The sequence below is a fragment of the Veillonella sp. R32 genome (genome assembly GCF_010093125.1).
Classification (GTDB): domain Bacteria; phylum Bacillota; class Negativicutes; order Veillonellales; family Veillonellaceae; genus Veillonella_A.
The window spans coordinates 1-26,736 of sequence record NZ_NMZQ01000029.1 but is presented as its reverse complement, the minus strand read 5'-3'; the positions used below and the strand labels follow the sequence as shown (position 1 = coordinate 26,736).

General features: G+C 38.4%; 25 protein-coding genes. All 25 read left to right on the top strand.

Features of this window, described 5'->3' with window-relative positions:
• Window positions 1–338 precede the first annotated feature (338 nt).
• The 25 genes from VER_RS07290 to VER_RS07170 all read left to right on the top strand — a co-directional run bounded on the left by VER_RS07290 (window position 339) and on the right by VER_RS07170 (window position 26,700).
• Window positions 339–920 (top strand): hypothetical protein, encoded by a 582-nt coding sequence (locus VER_RS07290; protein WP_162100204.1) that lies wholly within the window; start codon window positions 339–341, stop codon window positions 918–920.
• 268 nt (window positions 921–1,188) lie between these two features.
• Window positions 1,189–1,713 carry a hypothetical protein gene (locus VER_RS07285; protein ID WP_162100203.1) on the top strand — a complete coding sequence of 175 codons (525 nt, stop codon included), beginning with the start codon at window positions 1,189–1,191 and terminating at the stop codon, window positions 1,711–1,713.
• Window positions 1,714–1,909: 196 nt separating this feature from the next.
• Complete coding sequence (locus VER_RS07280; RefSeq protein ID WP_162100202.1) at window positions 1,910–2,509, top strand: nitrite reductase; 600 nt, start codon at window positions 1,910–1,912, stop codon at window positions 2,507–2,509.
• A gap of 13 nt (window positions 2,510–2,522) precedes the next feature.
• Window positions 2,523–3,896 (top strand): TrkH family potassium uptake protein, encoded by a 1,374-nt coding sequence (locus VER_RS07275; RefSeq protein WP_162100201.1) that lies wholly within the window; start codon window positions 2,523–2,525, stop codon window positions 3,894–3,896.
• 10 nt (window positions 3,897–3,906) lie between these two features.
• On the top strand, window positions 3,907–4,560 hold the full coding sequence (locus tag VER_RS07270) for a TrkA family potassium uptake protein (protein WP_162100200.1): 654 nt from the start codon (window positions 3,907–3,909) through the stop codon (window positions 4,558–4,560).
• Between the two features lie 229 nt (window positions 4,561–4,789).
• Window positions 4,790–5,527, top strand: a complete 738-nt coding sequence (locus VER_RS07265; protein ID WP_162100199.1) for a gamma-glutamyl-gamma-aminobutyrate hydrolase family protein — start codon at window positions 4,790–4,792, stop codon at window positions 5,525–5,527.
• A gap of 163 nt (window positions 5,528–5,690) precedes the next feature.
• Window positions 5,691–7,622: an OPT family oligopeptide transporter gene (locus VER_RS07260; RefSeq protein ID WP_162100198.1), complete on the top strand. Its 1,932-nt coding sequence runs from the start codon at window positions 5,691–5,693 to the stop codon at window positions 7,620–7,622.
• 275 nt (window positions 7,623–7,897) lie between these two features.
• Window positions 7,898–8,920 (top strand): heat-inducible transcriptional repressor HrcA, encoded by a 1,023-nt coding sequence (hrcA, locus tag VER_RS07255; protein ID WP_162100197.1) that lies wholly within the window; start codon window positions 7,898–7,900, stop codon window positions 8,918–8,920.
• Window positions 8,921–8,951: 31 nt separating this feature from the next.
• Complete coding sequence (grpE, locus tag VER_RS07250; protein WP_162100196.1) at window positions 8,952–9,530, top strand: nucleotide exchange factor GrpE; 579 nt, start codon at window positions 8,952–8,954, stop codon at window positions 9,528–9,530.
• Between the two features lie 88 nt (window positions 9,531–9,618).
• Window positions 9,619–11,466, top strand: coding sequence for a molecular chaperone DnaK (dnaK, locus tag VER_RS07245; RefSeq protein WP_162100195.1), 1,848 nt, complete (start codon window positions 9,619–9,621; stop codon window positions 11,464–11,466).
• Window positions 11,467–11,480: 14 nt separating this feature from the next.
• Window positions 11,481–12,662: a molecular chaperone DnaJ gene (dnaJ, locus tag VER_RS07240; protein ID WP_162100194.1), complete on the top strand. Its 1,182-nt coding sequence runs from the start codon at window positions 11,481–11,483 to the stop codon at window positions 12,660–12,662.
• A gap of 10 nt (window positions 12,663–12,672) precedes the next feature.
• The gene (locus VER_RS07235) at window positions 12,673–13,527 is read left to right on the top strand and encodes a 50S ribosomal protein L11 methyltransferase (RefSeq protein ID WP_162100193.1); all 855 of its coding nucleotides are present in this window, start codon (window positions 12,673–12,675) and stop codon (window positions 13,525–13,527) included.
• A gap of 250 nt (window positions 13,528–13,777) precedes the next feature.
• Window positions 13,778–14,623 (top strand): pyridoxal 5'-phosphate synthase lyase subunit PdxS, encoded by an 846-nt coding sequence (pdxS, locus tag VER_RS07230; RefSeq protein WP_162100192.1) that lies wholly within the window; start codon window positions 13,778–13,780, stop codon window positions 14,621–14,623.
• Window positions 14,624–14,851: 228 nt separating this feature from the next.
• Window positions 14,852–15,580 (top strand): 16S rRNA (uracil(1498)-N(3))-methyltransferase, encoded by a 729-nt coding sequence (locus VER_RS07225; RefSeq protein WP_162100191.1) that lies wholly within the window; start codon window positions 14,852–14,854, stop codon window positions 15,578–15,580.
• Window positions 15,581–15,606: 26 nt separating this feature from the next.
• Window positions 15,607–16,905, top strand: a complete 1,299-nt coding sequence (gene mtaB / locus VER_RS07220; RefSeq protein ID WP_162100190.1) for a tRNA (N(6)-L-threonylcarbamoyladenosine(37)-C(2))-methylthiotransferase MtaB — start codon at window positions 15,607–15,609, stop codon at window positions 16,903–16,905.
• Between the two features lie 40 nt (window positions 16,906–16,945).
• On the top strand, window positions 16,946–17,290 hold the full coding sequence (locus VER_RS07215; RefSeq protein WP_162100189.1) for a histidine triad nucleotide-binding protein: 345 nt from the start codon (window positions 16,946–16,948) through the stop codon (window positions 17,288–17,290).
• Between the two features lie 130 nt (window positions 17,291–17,420).
• Complete coding sequence (rpsU, locus tag VER_RS07210) at window positions 17,421–17,600, top strand: 30S ribosomal protein S21 (RefSeq protein ID WP_004695751.1); 180 nt, start codon at window positions 17,421–17,423, stop codon at window positions 17,598–17,600.
• A 21-nt stretch (window positions 17,601–17,621) separates the two neighbouring features.
• Window positions 17,622–18,077 (top strand): GatB/YqeY domain-containing protein, encoded by a 456-nt coding sequence (locus VER_RS07205; RefSeq protein ID WP_162100188.1) that lies wholly within the window; start codon window positions 17,622–17,624, stop codon window positions 18,075–18,077.
• A 133-nt stretch (window positions 18,078–18,210) separates the two neighbouring features.
• Window positions 18,211–20,103 carry a glutamine synthetase gene (locus tag VER_RS07200; RefSeq protein WP_162100187.1) on the top strand — a complete coding sequence of 631 codons (1,893 nt, stop codon included), beginning with the start codon at window positions 18,211–18,213 and terminating at the stop codon, window positions 20,101–20,103.
• A gap of 458 nt (window positions 20,104–20,561) precedes the next feature.
• A complete protein-coding gene (locus tag VER_RS07195) occupies window positions 20,562–22,004 on the top strand; it encodes an RNA-binding domain-containing protein (protein WP_162100186.1) in 1,443 nt (480 codons plus the stop codon).
• 78 nt (window positions 22,005–22,082) lie between these two features.
• Entirely contained in the window at window positions 22,083–22,877 is a 795-nt protein-coding gene (thiD, locus tag VER_RS07190; RefSeq protein WP_162100185.1) for a bifunctional hydroxymethylpyrimidine kinase/phosphomethylpyrimidine kinase, read from the top strand.
• Window positions 22,878–22,923: 46 nt separating this feature from the next.
• Window positions 22,924–24,444, top strand: a complete 1,521-nt coding sequence (gene thiE / locus VER_RS10395) for a thiamine phosphate synthase (protein WP_238390176.1) — start codon at window positions 22,924–22,926, stop codon at window positions 24,442–24,444.
• A 112-nt stretch (window positions 24,445–24,556) separates the two neighbouring features.
• Window positions 24,557–25,156 carry a DUF6088 family protein gene (locus VER_RS07180; RefSeq protein WP_162100184.1) on the top strand — a complete coding sequence of 200 codons (600 nt, stop codon included), beginning with the start codon at window positions 24,557–24,559 and terminating at the stop codon, window positions 25,154–25,156.
• A complete protein-coding gene (locus tag VER_RS07175; protein ID WP_162100183.1) occupies window positions 25,143–25,454 on the top strand; it encodes a hypothetical protein in 312 nt (103 codons plus the stop codon). Before VER_RS07180 ends, VER_RS07175 begins: the two co-directional genes overlap by 14 nt.
• 109 nt (window positions 25,455–25,563) lie before the next feature.
• Window positions 25,564–26,700: a DUF2827 family protein gene (locus VER_RS07170; RefSeq protein ID WP_162100182.1), complete on the top strand. Its 1,137-nt coding sequence runs from the start codon at window positions 25,564–25,566 to the stop codon at window positions 26,698–26,700.
• The last annotated feature ends 36 nt before the right edge of the window (window positions 26,701–26,736 follow it).

Here is a 26,736-nt window from a genome sequence, read left to right as displayed (position 1 = left end):
GGCGCTAAAGAGATTATGCATTCTTAGAAATGACATGCGACGTAGTTGTCACGTGTCATTTTTTTGCATTAATAAATAAAAACCGACTATGAAATTGTTCAAAGTTTTAATCCGGGTTATAGGACAAAATTTACATTTACTTAATCTATCGCTTTTATTTACTACAATTCAAAATGTAATAGTATTGATAAAAAAGTCAGGGGAAAGTTTTTTTGAATAAAAAATGAGCGTTTCAAGATAGGTATTATTAAAATATTCACGGACAAGGTATAATATGAAATATAAATGAATATTTGAGGTTGTTTCATTGGTATTGTAATTAATAGGGAGGCATGACAATGAGAAAGCTTTGGGTAATGTTACTAGTGGTATTTTCAATGGTATTTTTAGTGGGGTGCGGCGATACTGTCAGTAGTTTGACAGGCGGTAGTAAAAGTAATATACTTACCGAGCCAGGTTTAGCCAATAAGGTTATTGATGAACTAAAAAACAAAGACGAATTAAAAGGGCATGATTTAAAAGCTATGGATGGTATTATTTTTAATTATTACAAAGAGCTAGGCAATATAGTAATAATTCAAGTTCAAAAACCAGGAACGACTGATAAAGTTGATGGCTATAAATATGAAAATGGTAAATGGAATGGCCCATCACCAGTTCAATTAACAGGTGATGGTGTGTTAGCTGACAATGTAGGTGCTATTAGTACCATTGACTTTAATAAAATACCTGATATGTATAAAGTAGCTCAAGAGAAGGCGAAAAGTATAGAAGGTGGCGAAGTGGAGAATGGCGTATTTTATTCGTACTCCGTTAATGATGGTGTATTTACAGCTATGATTACTGTAGCGGGTGCTCGTGAAAAATATGATTTAAGATTTGATGCACAAGGTAACTTAATTAAAGAAACTAAACGATAAGATTTATAAATCAAATTATTGCGCTTAAATGTGCAGTAGATTGTTACTTGCCAAAAGACCTATTGGATGTATAGTTTGTGTAATATGTCCAATAGGTCTTTTTTATTAGAGCTGAAATGATTGATAATATTATAGAATAGTGTTATATTTGTAATACAAAGTTGAAAGAAAGAAGGCTTATTGGGAGACCATGAAGTTTTGAAAATTTTTTTATTTGAAGTAGCACATCGTCGAGAGATTTACAAAAAGAAGTAAGGAAGTTTGCAAGATGAGAGATTATGTAAGGTTTGGCTGGCGCGCTTGTTTTGCCAGCATTGGTTTTGACTTAGTAAGTTTAGCTGTGGTCTTTTTTTCCTATAAGTGGTTATATCAATTATTGCCTGGCGACAAGTTTCATATAGCGGCAGGTATTATTTTATTTGTAGTGATTACAGTATTTGCCTTAGTATGTAGACCTTTTTATGTGAAAGGATTAAAAAAACGTTTTCCTGATACACATATTTCCCGTAGTGCGTTTCTATTTATTTTATACGCTATTGCCCTTGTATTAGCTATTGTGTTAGCGTTGCTGTATATAGCTTGTGTGGCCTTGTTTATGACTGAATTACAAGCTGGGCAAGTTAGTGACAGTGAAGTCATTACAAGATTTTCTTTAATTTTTATGGCTTTATCTAGTGCCGCTTATTTTTATTTCCTTTTATATGCTACAGCTAGTGCTGAATATATATGGCGTAAATATTTGCGACGCAAGTTGGAAACTATTGACGAGGAAACTATGTCTACTATGCTATAAGCCTGTTAGTCATTTCTACTAAGCTATAAGTAAGTTTGTCATTTCTATTAGGGTATAAGCTAGTTAGTCATAACTTTTGGTTATTTGGTGATATTTATCACGGTTTTGTAGAATAGTAATATGATACAAATAAGTAAGTGTAAGTTTGATTTGACGATATAAGTAATCTCATTGATTAGTTAACTAAGGAGCTTTCATGAAAACATCTATTATTCTACATTCTTTATTTAGTGAATTTTCCCGTGAACAATTACATGCCATTATGGACTTAGCCGATGAATTTAACGGCAATTTTCGAGTAGTAGTAACTGGGATTCAGATTTATGACATTACCAAAGAGGCTAAAGCTGCGATTTTACAACGATTACCAGAAGGTGTGCAACCAGTAAAACATGCGGCTGTTAATTCGGTGGTAGCCTGTCGTGGCACCGATGGTTGCTCCCATGCTTTTATGCAAACCATTCCTGTAGCTAAATATATCGATGAAACATACTTTGGTGAAACTATGCCAAATAAAGTGCGTATCGGTATTAGCGGTTGTCCTCGTTGTTGTGCTGAATCGATGATTAAAGATATTGGTGTTTATGGTATGCCTGATGGCTTTGTATTGGTAGCAGGTGGTAAAAGTGGCAATCGCCCTAAAGGTGGTGAGCCACTAGCTAAAGGCTTAACGGCAGAAGAAGCACAAGCAAAAATTGAGTTTTTATTACAATGGTATAAAGAAAATGCTATGCCAAAGGAAAAGTTTGATCATTGTTTAAGTCGTTTAGGTAATCCTTTTGCAGTCAATGAATAATTGAGGTTTCACTATGCTCTTAAAACCTAATTTACAGAATGAACCTAAGTCGTGGCGAAGAATATGGCGCGAATCACTCATGAATAACCCACAGCGTATGTTAGCACTTAGCTTTGCTATTCTAATGTTGCTCGGTGGGGCTTTGTTGACTTTGCCATTAGCGACGAACGACGGCACTAGTACACACTGGGTGGATGCTTTGTTTGTAGCAGTATCTTGTGTATCTGTGACAGGCTTAACTACGGTTGATACGTTTCATCACTGGAGTATATTTGGTCAAACCATTATGATCTTGTTGATTCAAATTGGTGGTTTAGGCACTATGACGTTTACGACCTTTATATTTTTAATTCTTCGTAGAAAAGTGGGGCTTGAAAATAAGTTACTACTGCAAGAAGATATAGGGGAAGACAATATTTCGGTGCATACCGTGTTGAAACAAATCGCGCTGTTGACCTTTGGTGTTGAATTTTTAGGCGGCCTGGCCTATACCGCTGATTTATGGCCCTATTTAGGAAGTAGTGCCATTTACTATGGCTTTTATCAAGCCATTTCTACATTTTGTAATGCAGGTTTTGTATTCTTTGATAATAATTTACCTTATGATTTAGTGGGGAACTGGGGATTTACCTTAACCACCTGTAGTTTAATACTTATTGGTGGTTTTGGTTATATGGCATCCTTTGATATTTTTAAAAACTATAAACGAGGCTTTCAGAGCTTTGCTTTACATACTAAAGTTATGCTCGTTGGGGAAGCTATTTTAGTGATAGGTGGTACTCTTGCTATTTTAGGCCTTGAATGGAATAATACATTGCAGTCCTTACCAATCCTTACAAAGCTACAAGGTGCTTTGTTTCAAGCGGTAACACCTAGGACGGCTGGTATTCCTACACTAAATTATGGAGAGCTACATCCTATTACTGTATTTATTACTGTTGTCTTTATGTTCATTGGTGCCGGGCCGAACTCTACGGGTGGTGGTATCAAAATTAGTACGATGGCTGTTTTATGGGCTACCTCTTGGTCGTTATTTACCAATAAACGGCGGGTAGAGTTATTTGAACGAAGTTTGAGTCAAGCTGTTATTTATAAGGCCTGTGGCATTGCTTTCTTTTCGTCTATCTTAGTGGTGTTAGCCACTTTTATACTGGCGGGTATTGAACAATTTCCGTTTTTAGACTTGCTGTTTGAAGTAACGTCAGCGTTTGCGACGGTAGGCTTAACCATTGGTATTACGCCTGATTTATCTGAAATCAGTAAATTAACTCTCATTGTAGTCATGTATACAGGCCGTATAGGGGTACTCACATTAATTGGAGCCTTTTTCATGAAACGTCGTCGCACAACGACTGCCTATTATCCAGAAGACAATGTATTGCTATAGGAGTATTAATATGAAACGTAAAACGATTGGTATCATTGGTTTAGGACGCTTTGGCGGTACTTTAGCTAAACAAGTGGCTGCGTTAGGACATGAAGTGTGTGGCATTGATATTGAAGAAAAGGTCGTACAAAAATATACGCCGTTCCTTACGCATAGCCTAGTAGCCGATTTTAGTGATGAAGATACAATTCGTAGTTTACATTTGCAGGAATTTGATGTAGTGGTTATTGCCATTGGTGATGATTTAAAGGCCAAGCTATTAACAGCCATGGTTTTAAAAGAATTAAAGGCTCCTTATGTGGTGGCTAAGGCCTCCAGTCATATGGAAAGTAAATTATTGGAACGAGTTGGTGTGGATCTAGTCATTTTCCCTGAAATGAATATGGCTGATCGGTTAGCTCAGATGTTGACTCGTGAATATATTGTGGACTATTTCCAATTATCACAAGATATTGGTTTAGTCGAAATGAATACACCACAATTTATGGTGGGGCACTCTTTGTTAGAGTTAGGCTTACGGAGTCGCTATGGCGTTAATGTGGTAGCGATAAAGCGACAAAAGGAAGTGCTAGCGCCACCAGATCCTAAAGAGCCACTTAGTGAAGAGGATATGCTAATTCTCATTGGGCGCAATGAGAATATCACAAAAGTAAGCCAACTTTAGGGGGTAATATGCTAATTTGTTATCAATTGTACACTAGTAATTGACATTCATAATAATACAACATATAATCAAGTTAGATAAAAGAGAGGGCTATTCATGTAGCATGATAACCCTCTCTTTTGTGCGCGTTGGCTGGATTTTTGTTCACTGTCAATAGCTCTTTGAGAGGGGCCGAGTTATTGCTAAAAATGTAACAGTATTAGTTGTGAAAGCGGAGAGGATGGACACTATGAAAAGACCTTTTATTGGTATTTCCGGTAGTCAGTTACGTGATGATCACGGTTCGTTTGTTGATTTACAACGTTCTTATGTGAATCTCGATTATGTACGTTCCATTGAATCACAAGGTGGGGTACCTGTTATTATTCCTTTAACATTGGATGAAGAGGTGATAAGCGAAACAATTGCTAGGTTGGATGGTTTATTACTGTCTGGTGGGCATGATATTTTTCCATTAAATTATGGGGAAGAACCATTACAAGGTTTAGAGGAAGTATGGCCTGAGCGAGATCAATTTGATTTTATGCTTTTAAAGGCTGCTATGGAAAAAGAGATTCCTATTCTAGGGATTTGTCGCGGTCATCAGATTGTCAATGTTTATATGGGTGGTACGTTATATCAAGATTTGAAATATGATAGTAATTGTACCTTAAAACATGTACAGAACCAGACTCCATCTATGGCATTTCACACAATTGATATTGAAGCAGAATCAAAAATGGCCCAGCTAATTGGCAGCACTACTTGGGTGACTAATTCCCATCATCATCAAATGGTTCATCGCTTAGGGGAAGGCTTAAAAGTGACAGCCGTAGCGAAAGATGGTGTAGTAGAAGGCATGGAAGGTACGGAGTATCCATGGCTAGTAACCTGTCAGTTTCATCCAGAAATGATGATTAATCGCTCTACAGAAGCGAAATCCTTATTTAATGGTTTTATTGAAGCGTGTAGTGCTAGTATGGCTTAGTACAAAGTGTAAGACTTAATAGTGTAATAAGCCGACTGTAAGGGTTGATGTGTTTAGATCTTTTATTTTTTAGTTTTTTGTGTTTTATGTTTTTATATTTCAGGTATTTTCTGTTTTAGGTAGCGTATGTTTTTTGTGTTTTTAGTAGTAAGGAGTTGATGAAATGGCAGCGTCAGGACAACATGATGAGGTTCGTCCAATTATGGATCCTACCAAGAATTATGAGGAAATTAACAGCTATGTTATTTTCTGGGGCTTATTCTATGCTGCATTATTTGCGCTAGCGGTTGGCTATTTATGTTTGAAAATTGGTCAAACGGTTGACGCATTTGCACCAGTATCTATTCTATCCATGGGGATGGCGGTATTATTTAAGCGTAAAAATGCATTCCCTGAAACGGTACACATCCAAGCAATTGCTAGTTCAGGTACCAATGTATTGTGCGGGGCTATGTTCATTTTACCGGCACTATTTATTTTAGATATTCATCATGTAACGATTTTACAAATGATTATACCTATCGTCCTTGGTGGTATGTTAGGCGTATTCCTTTGTATTTTCTTCCGCCAATATTTCTGTGTAGAAATGCATCATGCGTATCCATTCCCAGGTGGTCGTGCCGCGGCTGAAGTATTGAGTAGTAACGATGGTAGCAAAGCTAAACTTATGGCTTTAAGTGGTTTGCTTGGTCTATTCTATGACTTTGTACTTAATTCCTTAGGTTGGTGGCGTGAAGTTTTCTCGACGACTACCTTTAAATGGGGTCAATTACTACAAGATAAATCAAAAGTATCCTTTTCCTTAGATAGTGATATTGCTTTATTAGGTTTAGGGTATTTCACTGGTTTACGATATGGCGCCATTATTGCAGCTGGTTCTTTCTTTGCTTGGTTCGTATGTATTCCTGTATTCTACTTCATTGGTGGCGATCATCTAATGACCGTAGGGGGCAAAGAGATTCTGCTTGCAGATGCACCAGTACGTACTGTATTTACTACTTATGTACGTCATATTGGTATCGGTATGTTAGCAATGGCTGGGGTTATCGGTTTGTTGACCATGTCCAATGTAGTTAGCAAGATTATGAAACGCGCTATTGTGGATATGTTCTCCCGTGGTAAAACAACGACAGTTAATATTTTACGTACGGAACGGGATTTACCAAACTCCGTACTTGGTTTAGGTATTATTTTAACAACTGTCTTATTCGGTATTTTCTTCCACATTTATTTTGCAGAAACCTTGATGCAATCTGTGTTAGCCTTCCTAATCGTATTGATTATGTCCTTCCTATTATCCGTAGTAGGGATTAGTTCCATCGCTTTTACTGGTAACGAGCCAGTATCTGGTATGACAATCTTCATGATTCTTATCAGTGCTGTTGTATTAACCAGCGTTGGTATGGGTGGTACTACTGGGATTATTGCTATTTTGATGATGGCTGCCTTCCTAGGCACTACCATTGGTGTAGCTGGTAACTTTATGTCTGAACATAAAGTAGCTCATTTAACGGGTGCTACGCCTGCTAAAATGCAGACTTGGCAATTAGTAGGTGTTGTTGTATCCAGTATTGTATCCGTTGGCGTTTTAATCCTTTTAAATAATGCCTATGGTTTCGTTGGTGAAGGGGCTTTGAATGCACCGCAAGCTAATGCTATGGCAGCTATCGTGGAACCTCTTATGACAGGTGGTAGTGCTCCATGGCCACTTTACATCATTGGTGCTGTATTTGCCGTATTATTATGGATGGTAGGCGTTCCTCCATTGGCTTTTGCCCTTGGTACTTATTTACCAATGGAAATCAATACACCAATCTTACTTGGTGGTTTCATTTCCTACTTAGTAAAACGTAGTGCGAAAGACGAAGCTGAAGGGGAAGCTCGTGTTAATGAAGGTGGTACCATTGCTTCTGGTTTCGTAGCCGGTGGTGCTATTGGTAGTTTAATTAGTGCGGTACTTCGCATTGCTGGCGTTGATTGGTTCTTAGAAGCTTGGGAACAAACACCAGAAGCGACTTATTTAGGGATTGTTATTTACTTAGCTCTTTGTGTATTAATTTACAAAGTAGCTACCCGTAAACGTACAGCACAATAGTGCTTGCATAGTTTATTTTAATAGTGTTTGCATATTTGTAAAATACTATATAATGACAAATTAATAATCCACATAAATAGTAAAAGTCTTATAACAAAAGGCGTTCAGTAGTCATTGACTATTGAACGCCTCTTTGATTTTTTGACTAATCAGTAAATAAGCGAACTTTTAGGAAATATTTTTAAAAGAATTGCTTGACATTTTGACGTTTTATGATAACATTATACCTGTGATTAGCACTCGACCTTAATGAGTGCTAACAATGAGGTGTGATTATGGATGAACGTAAACAACGCATCTTACACGCAATCATACAAGACTACATAAAGTCAGCGGAACCAGTAGGGTCACGTACCTTGGCGAAGAATTACAACTTAGGTGTTAGTCCTGCTACGGTTCGCAATGAAATGGCTGATTTAGAAGACCTAGGCTTTTTGGAACAACCGCATACATCAGCAGGTCGTATTCCATCGGCAAAAGGTTATCGATTTTATGTAGATGCCATGTTGCATTCGAACGGTACAGAGCGCGAAGATGCAGAACAAATTAATCGAATATGGCAACAAAAGCCAGCTAATTTTGAAGATTTCTTTTTAAATGTGGCAAAGTTAATTTCACAGATTAGTCACAATATGAGTTTATTTTTAGCACCGGCTCATGATACATCGGTGTTAAAATTTATTCATGTACTACCTATTGGTGATAATCGCGCCATTATGGTAGTGGTAACTGACCAAGGTGCCTTAGATAATGAGCCGATGTATTTTAAAGAGGCTGTGTCTGATGACACGTTGGCGACTGTTACAATGCGTTTTACTAATGCCCTTAAAGACGTTAGAATCTGTGATTTAACCTTACATAGTTTAGAAGCGACCATTCAGTTGATTGAGGGACCGCGAGCGGTCTTGATGATATTAGCTGAGACCTTGTATCGAGCCATTGCTAAGCGTAAATTGTTCTATTCTGTAGGGACTACGGAGCTATTGGAGCAGCCTGAATTTAAGGATATAAAAAAGGTACAGCCTATTTTATCCCTATTAGAAGAACAGGATCAACTCAATAAGTTACTCGCTTCTTCTAAAAAAGATGGCATCGGCATCACTATTGGTAGCGAAAATAAGGCAGAAACAATGAAAGAATTAAGCGTTATTCAAGCAGACTTTGGTGATAATGATGAACGCATTGGCACATTGGCTATTTTAGGACCAACTCGTATGGAGTATGGTCGCATCATTGGTATTTTATCGTATATGCAAGATTTTATGCGTGCATTAGCGGAAAATAAAAATAGAAAGTAATGAGGTGATACTCACGATGGGAGCAGACGACATGAAACAAACAGAGGGCCAAGACACTGTAGCAACGGAAGAAGTAACAGCTAATGAACCTGAAGTAACTGTAGAAAGTGCGGACGACGTAGCTGCTAGCGAAGCTAATGAAGCTAGTGAAGCAGTAAGTGCGGAAGCTGATGCTGTGCAAGCAGCCTTAGCCGAAGCAGAGAAACGCTTTGTTCGTTTGCAAGCTGACTTTGATAATTTCAAGCGACGCACGTTGCAAGAAAAAGATCAGTTGGCCGGCTTTGTTAAAGCCGATGTGATGAAAGATTTATTTGGTGTGTTAGATAATTTTGAACGGGCCTTAGGGGCACCAACTACGGCTGAAACAAAAGCATTTTTAGATGGTTTTGTTATGATTCATCAAAACTTGATGGCTATGCTAAGTAAACATGGGTTAGCCGTTATTGATGCTGTAGGTAAACCGTTTGATCCAAACTACCACCAAGCTATCATGCGTGTACCGTCTGATGAATATGAAGATGATACAGTGTGTGAAGTGATGCAAACAGGCTACACCGTAGATGGTAAAACAGTACGGCCAGCCATGGTAAAAGTAGTACATAATGATTAATTCTAAGGCGTAATTGTTACAGCAAAGAGTCGTTTCAGAATTAACATGACAATAGATAGTAAGACATATAAATAGGAGGTCATTTAAAATGGCAAAAGTAATTGGTATTGACTTAGGTACAACAAACTCTGTAGTAGCTGTTATGGAAGGCGGCGAACCAGTTGTTATTACGAACCAAGAAGGTTCTCGTTTAACTCCTTCCGTAGTAGGCTTTGCAAAGAATGGGGAACGTTTGGTAGGTCAGTTGGCAAAACGTCAGGCTGTTTCCAATCCAGATCGCACGATTTCTTCCATTAAACGTCACATGGGTAGTGACTACAAAGTAAAAATTGATGACAAAGAATACACACCACAAGAAATTTCCGCTATGGTGCTTCAGAAATTGAAAGCTGATGCCGAAGCCTATCTTGGTGAAAAAGTAACACAAGCAGTTATTACTGTACCTGCTTACTTCACGGATAGCCAACGTCAGGCAACTAAAGATGCTGGTGCGATTGCTGGTCTTGATGTACTTCGTATTATCAACGAACCAACAGCAGCGGCCCTTGCTTATGGTGTTGACAAAGATGAAGAAGGCAAAGTGCTTGTATTCGACCTTGGCGGTGGTACATTCGACGTATCTATCCTTGAACTTGGGGATGGCGTATTTGAAGTAAAAGCTACAAGCGGTAACAACCATTTAGGTGGCGATGACTTTGACCAACGTATCATGAACTGGTTGATTGAAGAATTCAAAAAAGAAACAGGCATTGACTTGTCTCAAGATAAAATGGCTGATCAACGCTTAAAAGAAGCTGCTGAAAAAGCTAAAATTGAATTGTCTGGTGTAATGAGCACAAATATCAACTTACCATTCATTACAGCTGATGCAACTGGTCCTAAACATTTAGACTTAACCTTGACTCGTGCTAAATTCGAAGAATTAACTCACGATTTAGTAGAAGCTACTATCGAACCAACTCGTGAAGCATTGGCAGACTCTGGCCTTAGCGTTGGTGAAATCGATAAAATCTTATTAGTTGGTGGTTCTTCACGTATCCCAGCTGTTCAAGAAGCTATTAAACGCGTACTTGGCAAAGAACCTACTAAAAACGTTAACCCTGACGAATGTGTAGCTGTTGGTGCAGCTATCCAAGGTGGCGTACTTGTTGGTGAAGTTAAAGACGTATTACTTCTTGACGTAACTCCATTGTCCTTAGGGATTGAAACATTAGGTGGTGTGTTCACTCGTATTATCGACCGCAACACTACAATTCCTACTTCTAAGAGCCAAGTATTCTCCACAGCAGCTGATAATCAACCTTCTGTAGATATTCATGTATTACAAGGGGAACGTGATTTCGCAGCTGATAACAAAACCTTAGGTCGTTTTGAATTAACTGGCATCCCTGCAGCTCCACGTGGGGTACCTAAAATTGAAGTTACTTTCAATATCGATGCTAACGGTATCGTAAATGTAAAAGCTAAAGATATGGGTACAGGCAAAGAACAGGCTATTACGATTACTTCTTCCGGCGGTTTACAGCAGGATGAAATTGACCGCATGGTAAAAGAAGCAGAAGCACATGCTGCAGAAGATAAAGCTAAAAAAGAAGAAATCGAAGTTAAAAATAACGCCGATTCTTTAGTATACCAAGCTGAAAAAGCAATTAAAGATTTTGAAGGTAAAGCGGATGCTGCTACTTTAGAACAAGTTAAGACAGCTAAAGATGCGTTAAAATCTGCTATCGAAGCTGGTAATGTAGAAGATATTAAAGCTAAGAGCGAAGAATTAACAAAACCATTATATGAATTGTCCACTAAGATGTATGAACAAGCTCAAGCTGCACAACAAGCGGCTGGTGGTGCGCAAGGCGCTGATGCAGCAGGTGCACAACCTAAAGATGATGTAGTAGATGCTGAATATACTGAAGTAAAAGACGATAAAAAAGACTAAGAGGACGGTAACTAATGGCGAAGGATTATTATGACGTCTTAGGAGTCAATAAAAATGCCTCCCAAGATGAAATAAAAAAAGCGTTTAGAAAGAAAGCTCGCCAATACCATCCTGACGTAAACCGTGACAATCCAAAAGAGGCGGAAGAAAAGTTTAAAGAAGCCAATGAAGCCTATGAAGTATTGTCTGATGAAACTAAGCGGGCCCAATATGATCAATATGGTCATGATGCGTTCACCCAAGGGGGTGGCGCAGGGGCCGGCGGTTTCGGCGGCTTTGGCGGTCAAGGTGGTTTTGGTGGATTCGGTGGCCAAGCAGGCGGCTTTGGTGATATTTTTGACATGTTCTTTGGCGGCGGTGGTGGCCAACAAGCCCGTGGTCCTCAAAAAGGGGATGACCTACGTCATGATGTAGAAATTAGCTTTGAAGATGCTGCTTTTGGTCGTAAAATGACGATTGAAATTCAACGTCATGAAGAATGTAATCACTGTCATGGTACAGGTGGTGAACCTGGTAGCAAAGTTGAAACTTGTGCTCGTTGTCATGGCTCTGGTCAAGAAACGGTGGTACAAAACACGCCATTTGGTCAAATGCGTTCTGCCCGTACATGTTCGGCCTGTCATGGCTCTGGTAAAACCATTGAGAAACCATGTAAAACATGTCATGGTAGCGGTGAAACCGTGGTTCGTCGTAAAATTGAAATTAAAATCCCAGCTGGCGTAGATAGTGGCTCGCGTTTACGGGTAGCTAATGAAGGGGAACCAGGTATTAAAGGTGGCCCTAAAGGGGATTTATATGTTTACATTTATGTAAAACCAAGCCGCGAATTTGAACGTCAAGGTAATGAAGTCGTGAGCGAAGCAAAGATTACCTTTGCTCAAGCCGCTATTGGTGCTACGATTATGGTTAATACCTTGGATGGCAAAGTGGAATTAAAAATCCCAGAAGGTACACAGACTGGTACTATCTTCCGCTTGAAAGGTAAAGGGATTCCATACTTGCGCAATCCAAGTCAAAGAGGTGACCAACACGTACGAGTTACGGTGGCAACCCCTAAGAAGTTGACGGATAAACAGCGTGAATTGTTAGTACAATTTGCTAAAGAAGGCAAAGAAGATGTAACAATTTTGCAAGAGAGTAAGAGCATTTTAGAAAAAATTGGCGACAAAGTAAAAGATGCCTTAAGTCTTGATTAAAGAGGTATATATGAAATGGATTGAAATATCCGTTGCCATTGAAAGAGTAGTCATTGAAGAAGTGACTACTCTTTTTGATACTATGAGTAGCAACGGTTTTATAGAAGAAGATGTACCTAATGAACCTAATTGGGTACAAATCACTTTATATGGTGATACGTCTAAAAGTACTAGTGAATGGGAAACCCTCATTGGTCATGAATTGGAACAAGCTCAATTCAATTTTAAACACTTGAAGGCTAAAGAAGTGACGGATACAGATTGGTATAATAGTTGGCAACAATATATTGAGCCAACAGAAATTTTACCTCATCTGGTAATTCGGCCTGCCTGGAAAGAATATATTCCCAAAGAGGAGGATCAAGTGATTACCATTGACTCTGATCTTTCCTTTGGTACTGGGGCTCATGAAACTACGCAGGCTTGTGCGGAGTTAATGGCTAAATACGGTACTAAGGCTACTACCTGTTTAGATATTGGCACAGGCACAGGTATTTTACTCTTGGTAGCACACCATTTAGGCATTCCTAAGCTAATTGGCATTGATATTGATGCTAGTGCTGTAGCTCAGGCAGATGCTAATTGTGAAACGAATGCAGTAGATGCAAAACTTATCTGTGGTGATTTGGCTACTGATTTTAAAGGTACGGCTGATTTAATTTTGGCCAATTTAACGGTAGATCCTCTTAAGATGCTGTTACCTACAATTAGCGAGAAGTTAGACTCTAAGGGGATATTAATCATTAGTGGCATTATAGACGAGCGCTACGAAGAAATTAAGCCGTTTATTACTGAACATTGGCAAGTCGTAGAGGAAGTAATTAAAGGTAGCTGGCATACCTTGGCACTGGCTCATAAGGAATAAATTACAAGCTACAACCTACAACCTACAAGCTGCCAATCATCATTTGTTGCCAAGCTACATCTGTACCTATATACTTTGTTAATTCTGGCTATTTTCATGGATACAGTAATGAGTTATACTGTTTTCAAGTTGAACCGCGAATTGTTATATACATTACTGGTTAATGGAGTATACAATTTGCGGTAGCTACCCTTTAGGTAGCTCATACAGATTAGGGAATAGTAGGGTATATGCGTAGGAGGTACAGAGAATGGATACTTTGCAATTTAACGGTGGCGTAATTATGGATGTAACGAATGTGGAGCAGGCTAAAATTGCGGAAGCCGCTGGAGCTGTGGCTGTTATGGCTTTAGAGCGCGTACCAGCTGATATTCGAGCTGCTGGTGGCGTTTCACGAATGAGTGATCCTAAAATGATTCGTGAGATTATGGCGGCTGTTAACATACCAGTAATGGCGAAGGTTCGTATCGGTCATTTTGTAGAAGCTGAAATATTAGAAGCCATTGGCATTGATTTTATTGATGAATCGGAAGTATTATCACCAGCCGACAATGTGTATCATGTGAATAAACGGGATTTTAAAACGCCGTTTGTCTGTGGGGCTCGTAACTTGGGCGAAGCACTTCGCCGAATTAATGAAGGTGCTAAGATGATTCGCACTAAAGGTGAAGCTGGTACAGGAGATGTAGTGCAAGCCGTTTCACACATGCGCCAAATTATTAAAGAAATCAATATCGTAACGGCTCTTCGCGAAGACGAACTTTATGTAATGGCGAAAGATTTACAAGTACCTTATGAATTAGTTCAGTATGTACATGAGCATGGCAAGTTACCAGTGCCTAATTTTTCAGCTGGTGGCGTAGCTACGCCTGCAGACGCTGCCTTAATGCGCCGTCTCGGAGCTGATGGGGTGTTTGTAGGTAGTGGAATTTTTAAATCCGGTAATCCTGCCAAACGTGCTAAAGCGGTAGTTGAAGCTGTTAAAAATTACCAAAATCCAGAGATTATTGCCAAAGTGTCTGAAGATTTAGGAGAAGCTATGGTTGGCATTAACGAAGAAGAAATTGAAGTCATCATGGCAGCTCGTGGCGTATAGTTGTTTACATATAATTTCGTATACATAGGGCGTATGAGTTATCTTATCTAGGTCGTTGTGAATAGTTAAAATGTTATATTCCTAACTTAAAGTAAGAAAACCTCCTGCGTAAGAACCTCTTGTTCGTATGTAGGAGGTTTTTCCCATAGAGAAACCTCGATAAACATGGTATACTAATATATAACCCTATTTTAAAGGGCTATTAACATTGTAAGAAAGGAGTATTTAATGAAGAAAATCTTTATTGCCACTCCATTAGATACTGAAATCATAATTCCGAAAGAGACAACCCATCATTTATTGACTGTCTTTCGTCATAATATAGCCAAGCCTATTCGCGTGAGTAGTAGTGATGGTGGTACGGCTACCTATCGCATCCTAGACGTAGTTGAAGGGGTCGCTAGGGCCGAACGCATTGGCGAAGTAGATACTACTTCAACGGGTGATGTAGAAGTGGTATTGGTCCAAGCCTTTTTAAAAGCCGATAAATTAGAATGGGTACTACAAAAGACGACTGAGCTTAATGTGCATACAGTATATGCCGTGCCGATGAAGCATTGTGTAGCACAATATAAAGCTAATAAATTACCACAAAAGGTAGATCGTTGGCAAAAGATTATGAAAGAAGCGGCCCAGCAATGTGGGCGTGACCAATTGCCGAAGTTAGAAGTAGGCCAGAGTTTATCTGATATATTGACGACTGAAGCCCAGCAAGGGACCCGTTTATTAGTAGCTTACGAAAATGAAGCAAGTCATACTTTAAAAGAAGCATTACAACAAGACGAATCCCAAAGGGTGCTTATTATTATTGGTCCTGAAGGCGGTCTAAGTGAAAGTGAAGTAGCGCAAATGATGGCACTAGGCGCTGAAGTAGTAACGCTAGGTTCTACTATTTTGCGGGCTGAAACAGCCGCTATTAGTGCGGTAAGTATGTTGCAATACGAATTAAATATGTAAATCGAGAGGAGCTAATCAAAAAAATAATGAAAACAGTAGCATTTACTACCTTAGGTTGTCGCGTTAATCAATACGATACAGACGCTATGCGTGGTTTATTTATACAAAAAGGCTATGAGCCAGTAGACTTTGATGAAAAAGCGGATATTTACGTAATTAATACTTGTTCCGTTACCAATATGGGGGAACGAAAATCACGTCAACTTATTCGTAAGGCCAAACGAACCAATGAAGAGGCCTATATTATCGTAACCGGTTGCTATGCCCAGTTAGCACCAGATGCGATTGCGGCCATTGAAGGGGTTAACCTGGTAATTGGCACTAACAACCGCCATCAAGTGGTTGAATTAGTAGAACAGTTAGAATCAACGGAAAAACAAATTAGTATTGTCCGTAACATTATGGAACAAGCGACCTTTGAAGAAATGCCTTTATACGGTAATGAAATCGACAAGGCACGAGCGTTTATGAAGATTCAAGAAGGGTGTAACAATTATTGTACTTTTTGCATTATTCCGTATACGCGCGGTAAATTAAAATCTCGTCGCATTGAAGATATTGTAAAAGAAGCTAAGCGCTTAGTAGCACATGGCTATCATGAAATTGTATTAACGGGCATTCACTTGGGTAACTATGGGATTGAGTTACCAGAAAAACCTAATTTAGCCCAAGTGGTAAAAGCGTTACTTGAAATTCCTGAATTACAGCGTATTCGTTTAGGCTCTATTGAATCCGTTGAAGTATCTGAAGAATTAGTTGATTTAATGGCTAAAGAACCGCGTTTCTGCACGCATTTACACTTACCGTTGCAAGCAGGTTCCGATCATATTTTGAAACTTATGAATCGTCATTACACCTTGCAAGAATTTAAAGACTTAGTAGCCCGTTTACGCAGTCGTATTCCAGGGTTAGCCATTACGACCGATATTATTGCAGGGTTCCCCGGTGAAACGGATGAAGATTTCGAAGAAACGATGAAGACTGTAGAAGAAATTGGTTTCACCCATATTCATGCCTTTCCTTATTCAAAGCGTGAAGGAACACCAGCAGCTGTTATGGAAGACCAAGTACCAGAAGCTGTGAAAAAGACGCGCGTAGCTTTATTGAATAGTTTGGGTCAAAAAGGTTTATTGACCTTTGCTAAAGCTATGATTGGTAAACCTGCTGAAATTCTAATTGAACGCGAAGAAGATGGTTACTATCTAGGCTTTACTAATGAATACATTCACGGTAAAATAAAGAAAGACGAAAGTTCTTATGAAGTGGGCACAATTATTGGTGGCACTGTAGTAGCCGTAGATGGTGAAACGGTAGTCATTGAATAATAAAGCCAATCCAGTGATATACATAAAGGAGCGATAGCACATGAGTGACTGCATTTTCTGTAAAATCATTAACGGTGAAATTCCTTGTAACAAAGTATTAGAAAACGATAAATTCTTGGCGTTTCACGATATTAACCCTGTTACTAAAGTTCATATTTTAGTAATTCCTAAGAATCATGTAGCTAATATTGCGCATTTAACGGAAGAAAAAGCCGCTTATGTAGAAGGCATTTTATCTTTCATTAAAGACGTAGCTAAAGAGGCTGGTCTAGCTGCTGATGGCTATCGAGTTGTATTCAATACAGGGGCCAAAGCAGGGCAAAGTGTGTTCCATTTACACGCACATATTTTAGGTGGCCAAGAATTAGGCTGGCCAGAAATCTAAAAAAAGCGTATAAATACAGTGCATAATGGACTTCTAATATTGACAAACATAATGTCAAATATTATAATATCTTTATGTGCGTATAGTAAATACCTGCACTTCCATCGAATAATTGGAGGGAGGGATATAGATGTCTGAAATTAAAGTCGGTAAAAATGAAACGCTTGAAAGTGCTCTTCGCCGTTTTAAACGCTCCTGCCAAAAAGCGGGTGTTTTGTCTGAAGTAAGAAAACGCGAACACTATGAAAAACCAAGCGTGAAAAGAAAGAAAAAATCTGAGGCTGCACGTAAGCGCAAATTCAGAGCGTAAGATTTATCTTGGAGGCACGGTATGTCCTTAAAAGAACAGTTAAAGGCGGATATGAAAGAAGCCATGAAAGCACGCGAAGCGGGCAAAGTGGCCTTAGCTGTTATTCGCATGGTTAACGGAGCAATTAAAAATACGGAAATTAACGAAAAGCGCGAGCTTAGCGATACAGATATACTAGGTATTTTGGCGAAAGAAATGAAAATGCGCCAAGATTCACTGGCTGAGTTTGAAAAAGGTCAGCGTGATGATCTCGTAGCTCAGACTAAAGAGGAAATGGAAATATTGAAGAAATATTTACCAGCTCAACTTAGTGAAAACGAGATTCGCACTATCGTAGTAAATGCTATTGGTAGCCTTACAGCGCCTGTTAAAATGGGTGATGTAATGGGCAAAGTAATGCCTGAAACAAAAGGTCGAGCTGATGGCAAACTTGTGAATACGATTGTTCGTGAAGAAATTGCAAAGGTTAACGGTTAACCTGTTGTTGACATACTAAGTTAAGTATGTTAATATACCTTTAAAGATAATAACTGGTCAATGAAGGCCCCTTGAGCATTGCTGATTCAGCAGTGCTAAGGGGTCTTTTTGCTTATAACAAGGAGGAATTACTATGGCAAACGAATTATTGTATTACATTCCAGCTGGACAGTATGGTAAAGAAGGGGTATTAGCCCTATTAGAACAACATCCTGAAATCAAATTCGTATCATTAGTTGGCGTTGACTTAGCTGGTAATGATACTGACGAAAAAATTCCAATGGCGATGTTCTTTGATGACTATGAAGCCTTCTTTGAAGGTCGTGCTGTTCAGACTGACGGTTCCTCCGTTGTGTTAACCGGTATTGCGACTTTGAATAACGCTCGTGTAGATATGTGGGGCGATCCAAGCGTTAACTGGTTCGTAGATTATAATTATGAAAACATTGATCCAGCGACTGGTTTACCAACAGGGACCCTTCGTATTCCTGCTTTCTTGAAACACTGTGATCGTTATGTGGATTCACGTTCCATCTTAAAAGAAACCTTGGACTTCGTTAAAGCTGAATTGATGACCTTGTTAAAAAATAACGCCGTTAAAGGCATGGAACATGTAAAGGTTGATGATATTGCTGATTTAGTATTTACGACGGCTACGGAATTGGAATTCTGGGTTAAAACACCATCTAAAGTAGTCAGCACTAAGGAATTATCTACCTCTCAGAAACTACAAGAACAATATTGGCAACGTACTCACGGGGCTGTTCGTACAGCCATGGAACAGGCTGTAGAAATGCTTGATGCATATGGTTTAAATGCCGAAATGGGTCACAAAGAAGTAGGTGGCGTAAAAGGTAAAATCGATGACGAAGGTCATATGGACCATGTATTGGAACAGCTTGAAATTGACTGGAAATATACGGGCAATCCTTTGCAAACAGCAGATAATGAATTGCAAGCCCGTATCATCGTTCGTGAAGTATTCCGTGAAAATGGCCTTGATGTAACCTTCCAAGCAAAACCAATTATCGGTGTAGCTGGCTCTGGGGAACATACTCACTTTGGTTTAATGGCTAAACTTAAAAATGGTAAAATGGTTAACCTTTTCAGCCCAGAAGATATGAAAAAAGCCTTCTTGAGCCCACTTGGTATCGGCGCTATTATGGGTCTTTTGAAAAACTACGAAGTTATTAATCCATTTATTTCTTCCACAACAGACTCTTTAAATCGTTTGAAACCAGGGTTTGAAGCACCAATTTGTATTGTAACGTCCCTTGGTAATCAGCCAGACGAACCAAGCCGTAACCGTACAATCCTTTGTGGCTTAATTCGTGATATTGATAATCCTATGGCAACTCGTTTTGAACTTCGTTCGCCAAACCCTTACACGAATACATATACAGCCCTTGCTTTAATTTATTCGGCTGTACTTGATGGGTTACGCTATGTTATTACCTCTGGTAAAACGCCAGACGCTTTGTTGGCTGAACTTTCCAAAGCGCCAGAAGATACAGCTGATTATTTAGAAACTGGTCGTGCGTATCGTTCTGAAAAGAATGTATTTGATGATTATTCTGAAGAAGAACGCAATAGTCGTTATGGTATGCCACCAGCTACTGTTTGGGAAAATATCTTAGGCTATAAAAATAATCCTGCTAAAGTAGAAGCCCTTGTTAATGGTGGTGCTTTTGCTAAAGATTTGATGGAATCCTTCATTGCTGGTATCTTAAATCGTTGGAAATTGGAATTAATTAACCGTTTAATTCCAGCTAATATCAACACAATCCGTGCGATGAAACCAATCCATGGGGAAGATGGTTTTGATACCTCTCGCTGGGATGCGCTTAATGAATTACGTTTCTACTTAGCTAAAGATTCTGGATCTGAAACGTCCTTATTCACACGCATTGCCCAAGCTATTGCTGCTGAAGATTATGATGCTGCCTCTAAATTACAAATGGAAATGAATGAAAAGATGTTGGAATTGGAAGCAAAATACGCAGAATATACGCGTAATGTTCTCTAATTCGTATTAAGTAAAAAGTAATAGGTTCCCACACTACTCCGAGTTCTTACGAACAAGTCGTAGTTAAGGGAACCTATTACTTTTTTTGCCTAGAACTATATTTAATTTATAGTCCATTACGCTGTGTATTCTGGTGTATTTTGGGAGATGGAAGGGAGAGGTTCCCACACTACTCCGAGTTCTTGCGAACAAGTCGTAGTTAAGGGAACCTATTACTTTTTGTGTACAGAGCGATATTAGATAAAAGACGCCGTATATTCTGCGTATATAGTTTCTATATAGTTTCTATACAGTTTCTATATACACATTATATAGGGAGTTGTATAATATAATTATAGTGATACTAATACTAATACTAATAGTGGTCGTGATAGTAGTCGTGATAGTGGTCATGAGCGTGATCGTGATATTAATACTAAGAGAGCTAGTAATGCTAATAGGGAATGGGGTGAAGGTAAATGAGGGATTATAAGAAACTTCTAATTGATTTAATAGAGAATGCTAATGAAGGGGAATGGTTTGAGTTTAAGGAAAATTGGTATGAGCCCAATCAATTAGGTGAGTATATATCGGCGCTAGCTAATGCCGCTGCGATGAATAATAAGCCATATGGGTATTTGATTTGGGGTATTACAGATGATACGCATGACATCGTAGGAACAAGCTTTGATTTTACGGTAGCGGTTAATAAAGAGCCATTAGAACATTATTTAGCACGACAATTGACACCCGATACAGCTTTTTTGTTCCATGAGTTTCATTTTTTAAATAAACGATTAGTCCTCCTGGAGGTTCCTAGGGCTAATAAAATTCCTGTATCGTTTAAGAACAATAGATATATACGAATTGGTTCAAGTAAAGTTAATTTATTGAAATATCCAGAACGAGAAGCTAAATTATTTGAAGAATTGCGCCGTGAATCGATGTCATTGAAGAATATGGTGGCGGACTATCAAGATTTGCAATTTACCAGTTTGTTTAACTATTACAGTGGTGCAGGCATAAAATTAAGTCTTGATACATTTGAAGTAACCTTAGGCTTACGAACGGATGATGGGCAATATAATATGTTAGCTCAATTATTATCAGATGATTCACATATTCCTATTAGATTATCTGTTTTTTCAGGGACTACTAAAGCAGCCCCCTTATATATGGTTAAAGAATTTGGCAATCGCTGTTTATTAGTGTCTGTAACACAAATTCTTGAATATGGCGATGTTATGAATATTATACAGGCGGATGAGCGACATCGTGTAGCTGTTCGCAAAGATATTCCCTTGTTTAATACTAATGCCTATCGAGAGGCTATTATAAATGCTTTTGTTCATAATAAATGGACGGATGGCAATGCGCCTATGATAAGTGTTTTTTCAGATCGAATAGAAATTTTATCGCGAGGAACGTTAGCTTCGAAACAAACTAAAGAGGGCTTTTTTAGAGGGGCTTCGGTACCGGTAAATACAGAATTAGCCAATATTTTTTTACAACTCCATGTTAGCGAGCGGTCTGGTCGGGGTGTTCCTACTATTATAGAAGCGTATAGTAGAGATGTATTTGAATTTAACGAAAATACAATTACAGTTACATTACCCTTTAATAGAATGGACTCTAACAAGGTGGAAGAAATAACTAATATAGTGTCAGAAGCAAAAAGTAATTATGGCATGCTTAATTCAGAAGTGGCTCCCTTAAATAAGACAAGACATGCAATATTAGCTTATATGAAGGAAGATCCTTTTGTTACACAAAAACAATTAGTAGCCAAATTAGCTATTAGCAGTTCTACGGTAGCTAATAATATTTCCTATTTAAAAAAATATGGCTACATTAGACGGATTGGTCCTGATCGGGGCGGATATTGGAAAGTTTGTCAAAATCCACAGAATAACGTAAAATAGAACTAAGTATTGGGTTCGACATATACGTTTAGGCAATGGATTGAGGAGAGTCTATTGCTGTAGTAATTGGAGGACAACATGAAACTAAATAGCTTTCCTACGGCATTAACCATAGCAGGTACTGACCCTTCTGGTGGCGCTGGCATTATGGCCGATTTGAAGTCGTTTCAGGCACGGCAAGTATACGGCATGGCCGTTGTTACCAGCGTAGTGGCACAGAATACGATGGGCGTGCGTCTGATTCAAAATGTAGACTTACCAATGTTGGAAGAACAATTGGCTTGCGTATTTAGCGATATTGCACCGAGAGCGTTAAAGACAGGCATGATTCCTAATGTAGAGATGATGCACATCATTCGTAAGTATGTAGATGGTTCAGTGCCGTATGTAATGGATCCAGTGATGGTAGCAACCAGTGGCGACCGCCTAATTGATCAGCAAGCACGCGATCAATTTAAAGCGGAATTAATGCCAGTGGCTACCTTAGTGACACCCAATTTATCGGAAGCTGAATATTTAGTAGGTTTTAGTATTGAATCTGAAACGGAATTAGCAAAAGCAGCGCAATTTATTTTGCAGGAAATGGGACCAAAGGCCGTGATTATGAAGGGTGGCCATTTTGGTGAAACGGCCAGAGACTATCTATACATAAAAGGGGAGTCTTGTATTACCTATGACAGCCCTCGCTATGATACGCCTAATACCCACGGTACAGGCTGTACTTTTTCAGCCGTTATTACCGCTGAATTGAGTAAGGGCAAGTCCTTACCAGAAGCGGTAGGTATTGGTAAAGAGTTTATTAGTAAAGCCATTAAAGAAAATTCTGGTCTTGGTAAAGGTCATGGCCCGGTGAATCACATGATTACTATATAAAATTAATTATTTAAGATGAATACGCTAAATGGAAAGAAGAAGAAATATGACATATATAGCAGCGTTACGAGCGACGAATCCGCTAGTTATCTGCTTAACTAACGATGTAGTAAAGAATTTTACCGCCAATGGCTTGTTAGCGATAGGTGCTTCTCCCGCCATGAGCTCTTGTATTGAAGATTTGCGAGATTTACTACCCTATGCGCAAGCTTTATTAGTGAATATAGGAACTATTAATCCAGAACTAGCAATTACCTATAAAAAAGCGGTGGCATTGGCTAATGAGTTAAACGTACCGGTAGTATTAGACCCCGTAGCTTGTAGTGCAGGTGTTTTTCGCCGTGATATAGCGCTTGACTTATTATTACAGCATAAGATTACCTTATTACGTGGTAATGCGGGTGAAATCGCCTCTTTAGTACAAGCTAAATATGCCTTGGATAACGGAGGGAATCATAAAGAAGCTGCTAGTGAAACGGCGGCTAATGAAGTAGCTACCGTTAACTCTAAAGGTGTTGACAGTTCGTCAATAGCTACGCCAGGTACATTAGCGGCACAATGCGCACAGGCTTTTGATGTGTTGACCGTTGTCACAGGGCCCATCGATGGTATATCCGATGGCATTACGACCGAAGAAATAGTAAATGGTTCGTCAATGATGCCTTTAGTAGTTGGCACGGGCTGTTTATTGGGTGGCGTATTAGCTGCCTTTATTGGTAGTAAAGCAAGTGCGCCGAATCATTTATATAATAGTGCCTTATGGGGCTTAACTGCGTTTTCCTTAGCTGGTGAAATGGCTGCTAAAGCTTGTGAAACTTTGTATCAGCGAGTGGAGCCAGGAAGTTTTCAAACGGAATTTATCAATGCCCTATATCGCTTGACCGATGAAGACGTCAATAAAGGCAAACGGTGGAAACGTCCCTTTAATCGCGAGGAATTAAGCGTATACTTTATCTGTGGCACGCAGGACTTCAAGGAATCAGATAATCCGGTAAGGGCTGCTTTAGATTGTATTGAAATAGCCCTACAAGCAGGGATAACCATGTTTCAACTGCGTGAAAAAGGGGCTGGTTCACTAGAAGGTGAGGCAAAATTAGAATTTGCTAAACAGGTACAAGCTCTTTGTAAAACATATGGAGTGCCATTTATTATGAACGATGATATGGATCTGGCGGAAACACTAGATGTAGATGGAGTTCATATTGGTCAAGACGATGATCCCATAGAAGCTGTACGTCAACGGTTTCCTAATAAAATTATTGGCTTATCGATTCATTCACCAGAAGAATATGCTCATTCACGTGTCGATTTAGCGGATTATATTGGGGTAGGCCCTGTATATGGCACACAATCGAAAGGGGATGCGAAAGCTCCTATAGGGCCAGCAGGCATTCAAGCGGTGCGAGAGGTTGATGGACAGATTCCAATAGTCGCTATTGGTGGTATAACAGTGCCCAACACAGCTACTATACGAGCTCATGGGGCTGATGGTGTGTCCGTTATTTCAGCGATTACAAAAGCTAACAACGTGACAGAAGTAGTGAAACAATTTAAAAATATAAAATAAATAAAGCTCAATGTATATGGTTTAAAGTACATATACATTGAGCTTTTACTCTTTTGAGTTGATAATTTGCACCCAAAAGTGTATAATTTTAGGTGCAAAAGAGGTGATAGTTTTGGAAAGTTTAAATAATCTAATAGAGGAGAGAATTACGTCTAATCAAGGTGAAATTTTTTCCATTCATGATTTTTACGATTTAGGAAAGAAAAATACCATAAAATCTATATTGTATAGACTTCATGAAAATAAAAAAATAGTAAGGTTAGTAGATGGATTATATACAGCACCTAAATATAGTAATATTTTAAAAGAATTTAGTTATCCAACGGCAACTGATGTAGCTTATAAAATTGCTGAAAAGTTTTCTTGGACAATTACACCTGCTGGTGTAGTTGCATTAAATATTATAGGATTATCAACTCAAGTTCCGAATGAATATGTATTTGTTTCTGATGGGCCATATCGTGAATATATCTATCAAAATAGGAATATTATTTTTAAACATACTACAAATAGAAATATTAGTAATTTACCTTATGAATTGGCTATATTAATTCAAGCAATAAAGGCGTTGGGGCAATACAATATTAAAGATTCTGATATTGAAAAATTATCAGTCTTTCGCAAAAAAATTAAAGGAGATATTAGTAAATCTATATTAAAACTTCCATTTTGGATTCAAGAAATTTTAAAACGAATAGATGTTACAGACTGATTTGAAGGATGTAAGTTTAGAAAAACTAAATTTATTATTTGATGTTGTTGAATTTAAGAAAAAATTTTATCCTTGTAATTGGGCTAGGTATGATGACATTAAATGCGCAAAAATAAAATTAGTTCCTCAAGTTGAAGGTGAAGAAATCTTTAAATCTGATTTTAAAATTATGAAAAATATGATTTTTAATAATACAGTGGAATTTTCTGTAATTATAGATACTTTACGACTTTATGAAAAAAATATAAATGAATCAATAAAAAATAAAATGTTAAGGGAGTGTAAGTATAAACAATAAACGTGACACAACCTTATTTCTATGCTATGATTTCCCTATGAACAGTTGTGAATAGGGAGCACGTTGTGTAATCGAGAGAGCAGATATAGAGGACAGAGGAGGCAACGGTGTGGAGCGTAAAATAAATATAGGCATTAGTTTTTTCTGGGGTGAATCCTATCAACATATTTGGTCTAATGGTGCTGGGCAGAATATGTTTTTTCTTAAAACGTGTTTAGAGCAAATTGATTTCGTTAATGAAGTCTATTTTGTATATTGGGGAAATACACTAGATACCTTACCAGAACAATTTAAAGTGGGCGATTCAAAGCTCAAATTTTATGAGTATTCTGAAGTTATTAATCGTACGGATGTATTGATTGAAGGGACCTTGGCCATTGAGCCACAATTAGAAGCCTTATTCCGCCAACATGGTACCAAGATTATTACCTATCGTATGGGCAATGATTTTATAATGGATATGGAAAAATTTGTCCATGCGCAGAAGAATGGTCGTGCCTTTAATGGGACACGCTATGATTCTGTTTGGATTACGCCACACTTGATGAAAACTAATAAGCCGTATGTTGAAATCATTACGGGCGTAACGGCCCATGAAGTGCCTCATTTGTGGGAGCCATTATTTTTAGAGCAAAAGATAAAAGAACTTAATTTAACCGGTGCCTTTGGGTATAAGCCAGTAGATCCTGTGAAACGTCGCATTGCTGTTATGGAACCGAATATTTCCGTTTTAAAAAACTGTATGACACCAGTCCTTATCGTAGAAGAAACACATCGCCGTAATAAGGAATTACTCGATCACGTATATCTTTGTGGCACCATTGATAAAAAAGATGTCCATGCATTCTTTAATTTTATTGGATTCACAAACCTAGTGCGTGAAAATATAATGACCGTTGAGGCTCGTTTCATGACCCCTGAATTTTTGAGTCGCTATGCAGATATTGTGTTATCCTATCAATGGGAATGTGGTTTAAATTATCTGTATTATGAAACGATTTATGGCAATTATCCATTGGTGCACAACTCGGAATATTTAGCGAAAGAGAATATAGGATACTACTATCGTGAGTTTGATGCTTATGATGGAGCTGATGCTTTGATGCATTGTATGTATGCCTATGATAAAGAATTACCGTTCCATCAAGAACGGAATAAAAAATTCTTACAAAAAGTATCTGCTTATAATCCTGAAAACGTGAGTCGTCATCGTGACTTATTGTTACAGGTATTGGAAAAAAACTAAATAAGAACAAGTAAAAGGGCTCTTTGTCAAATTTTG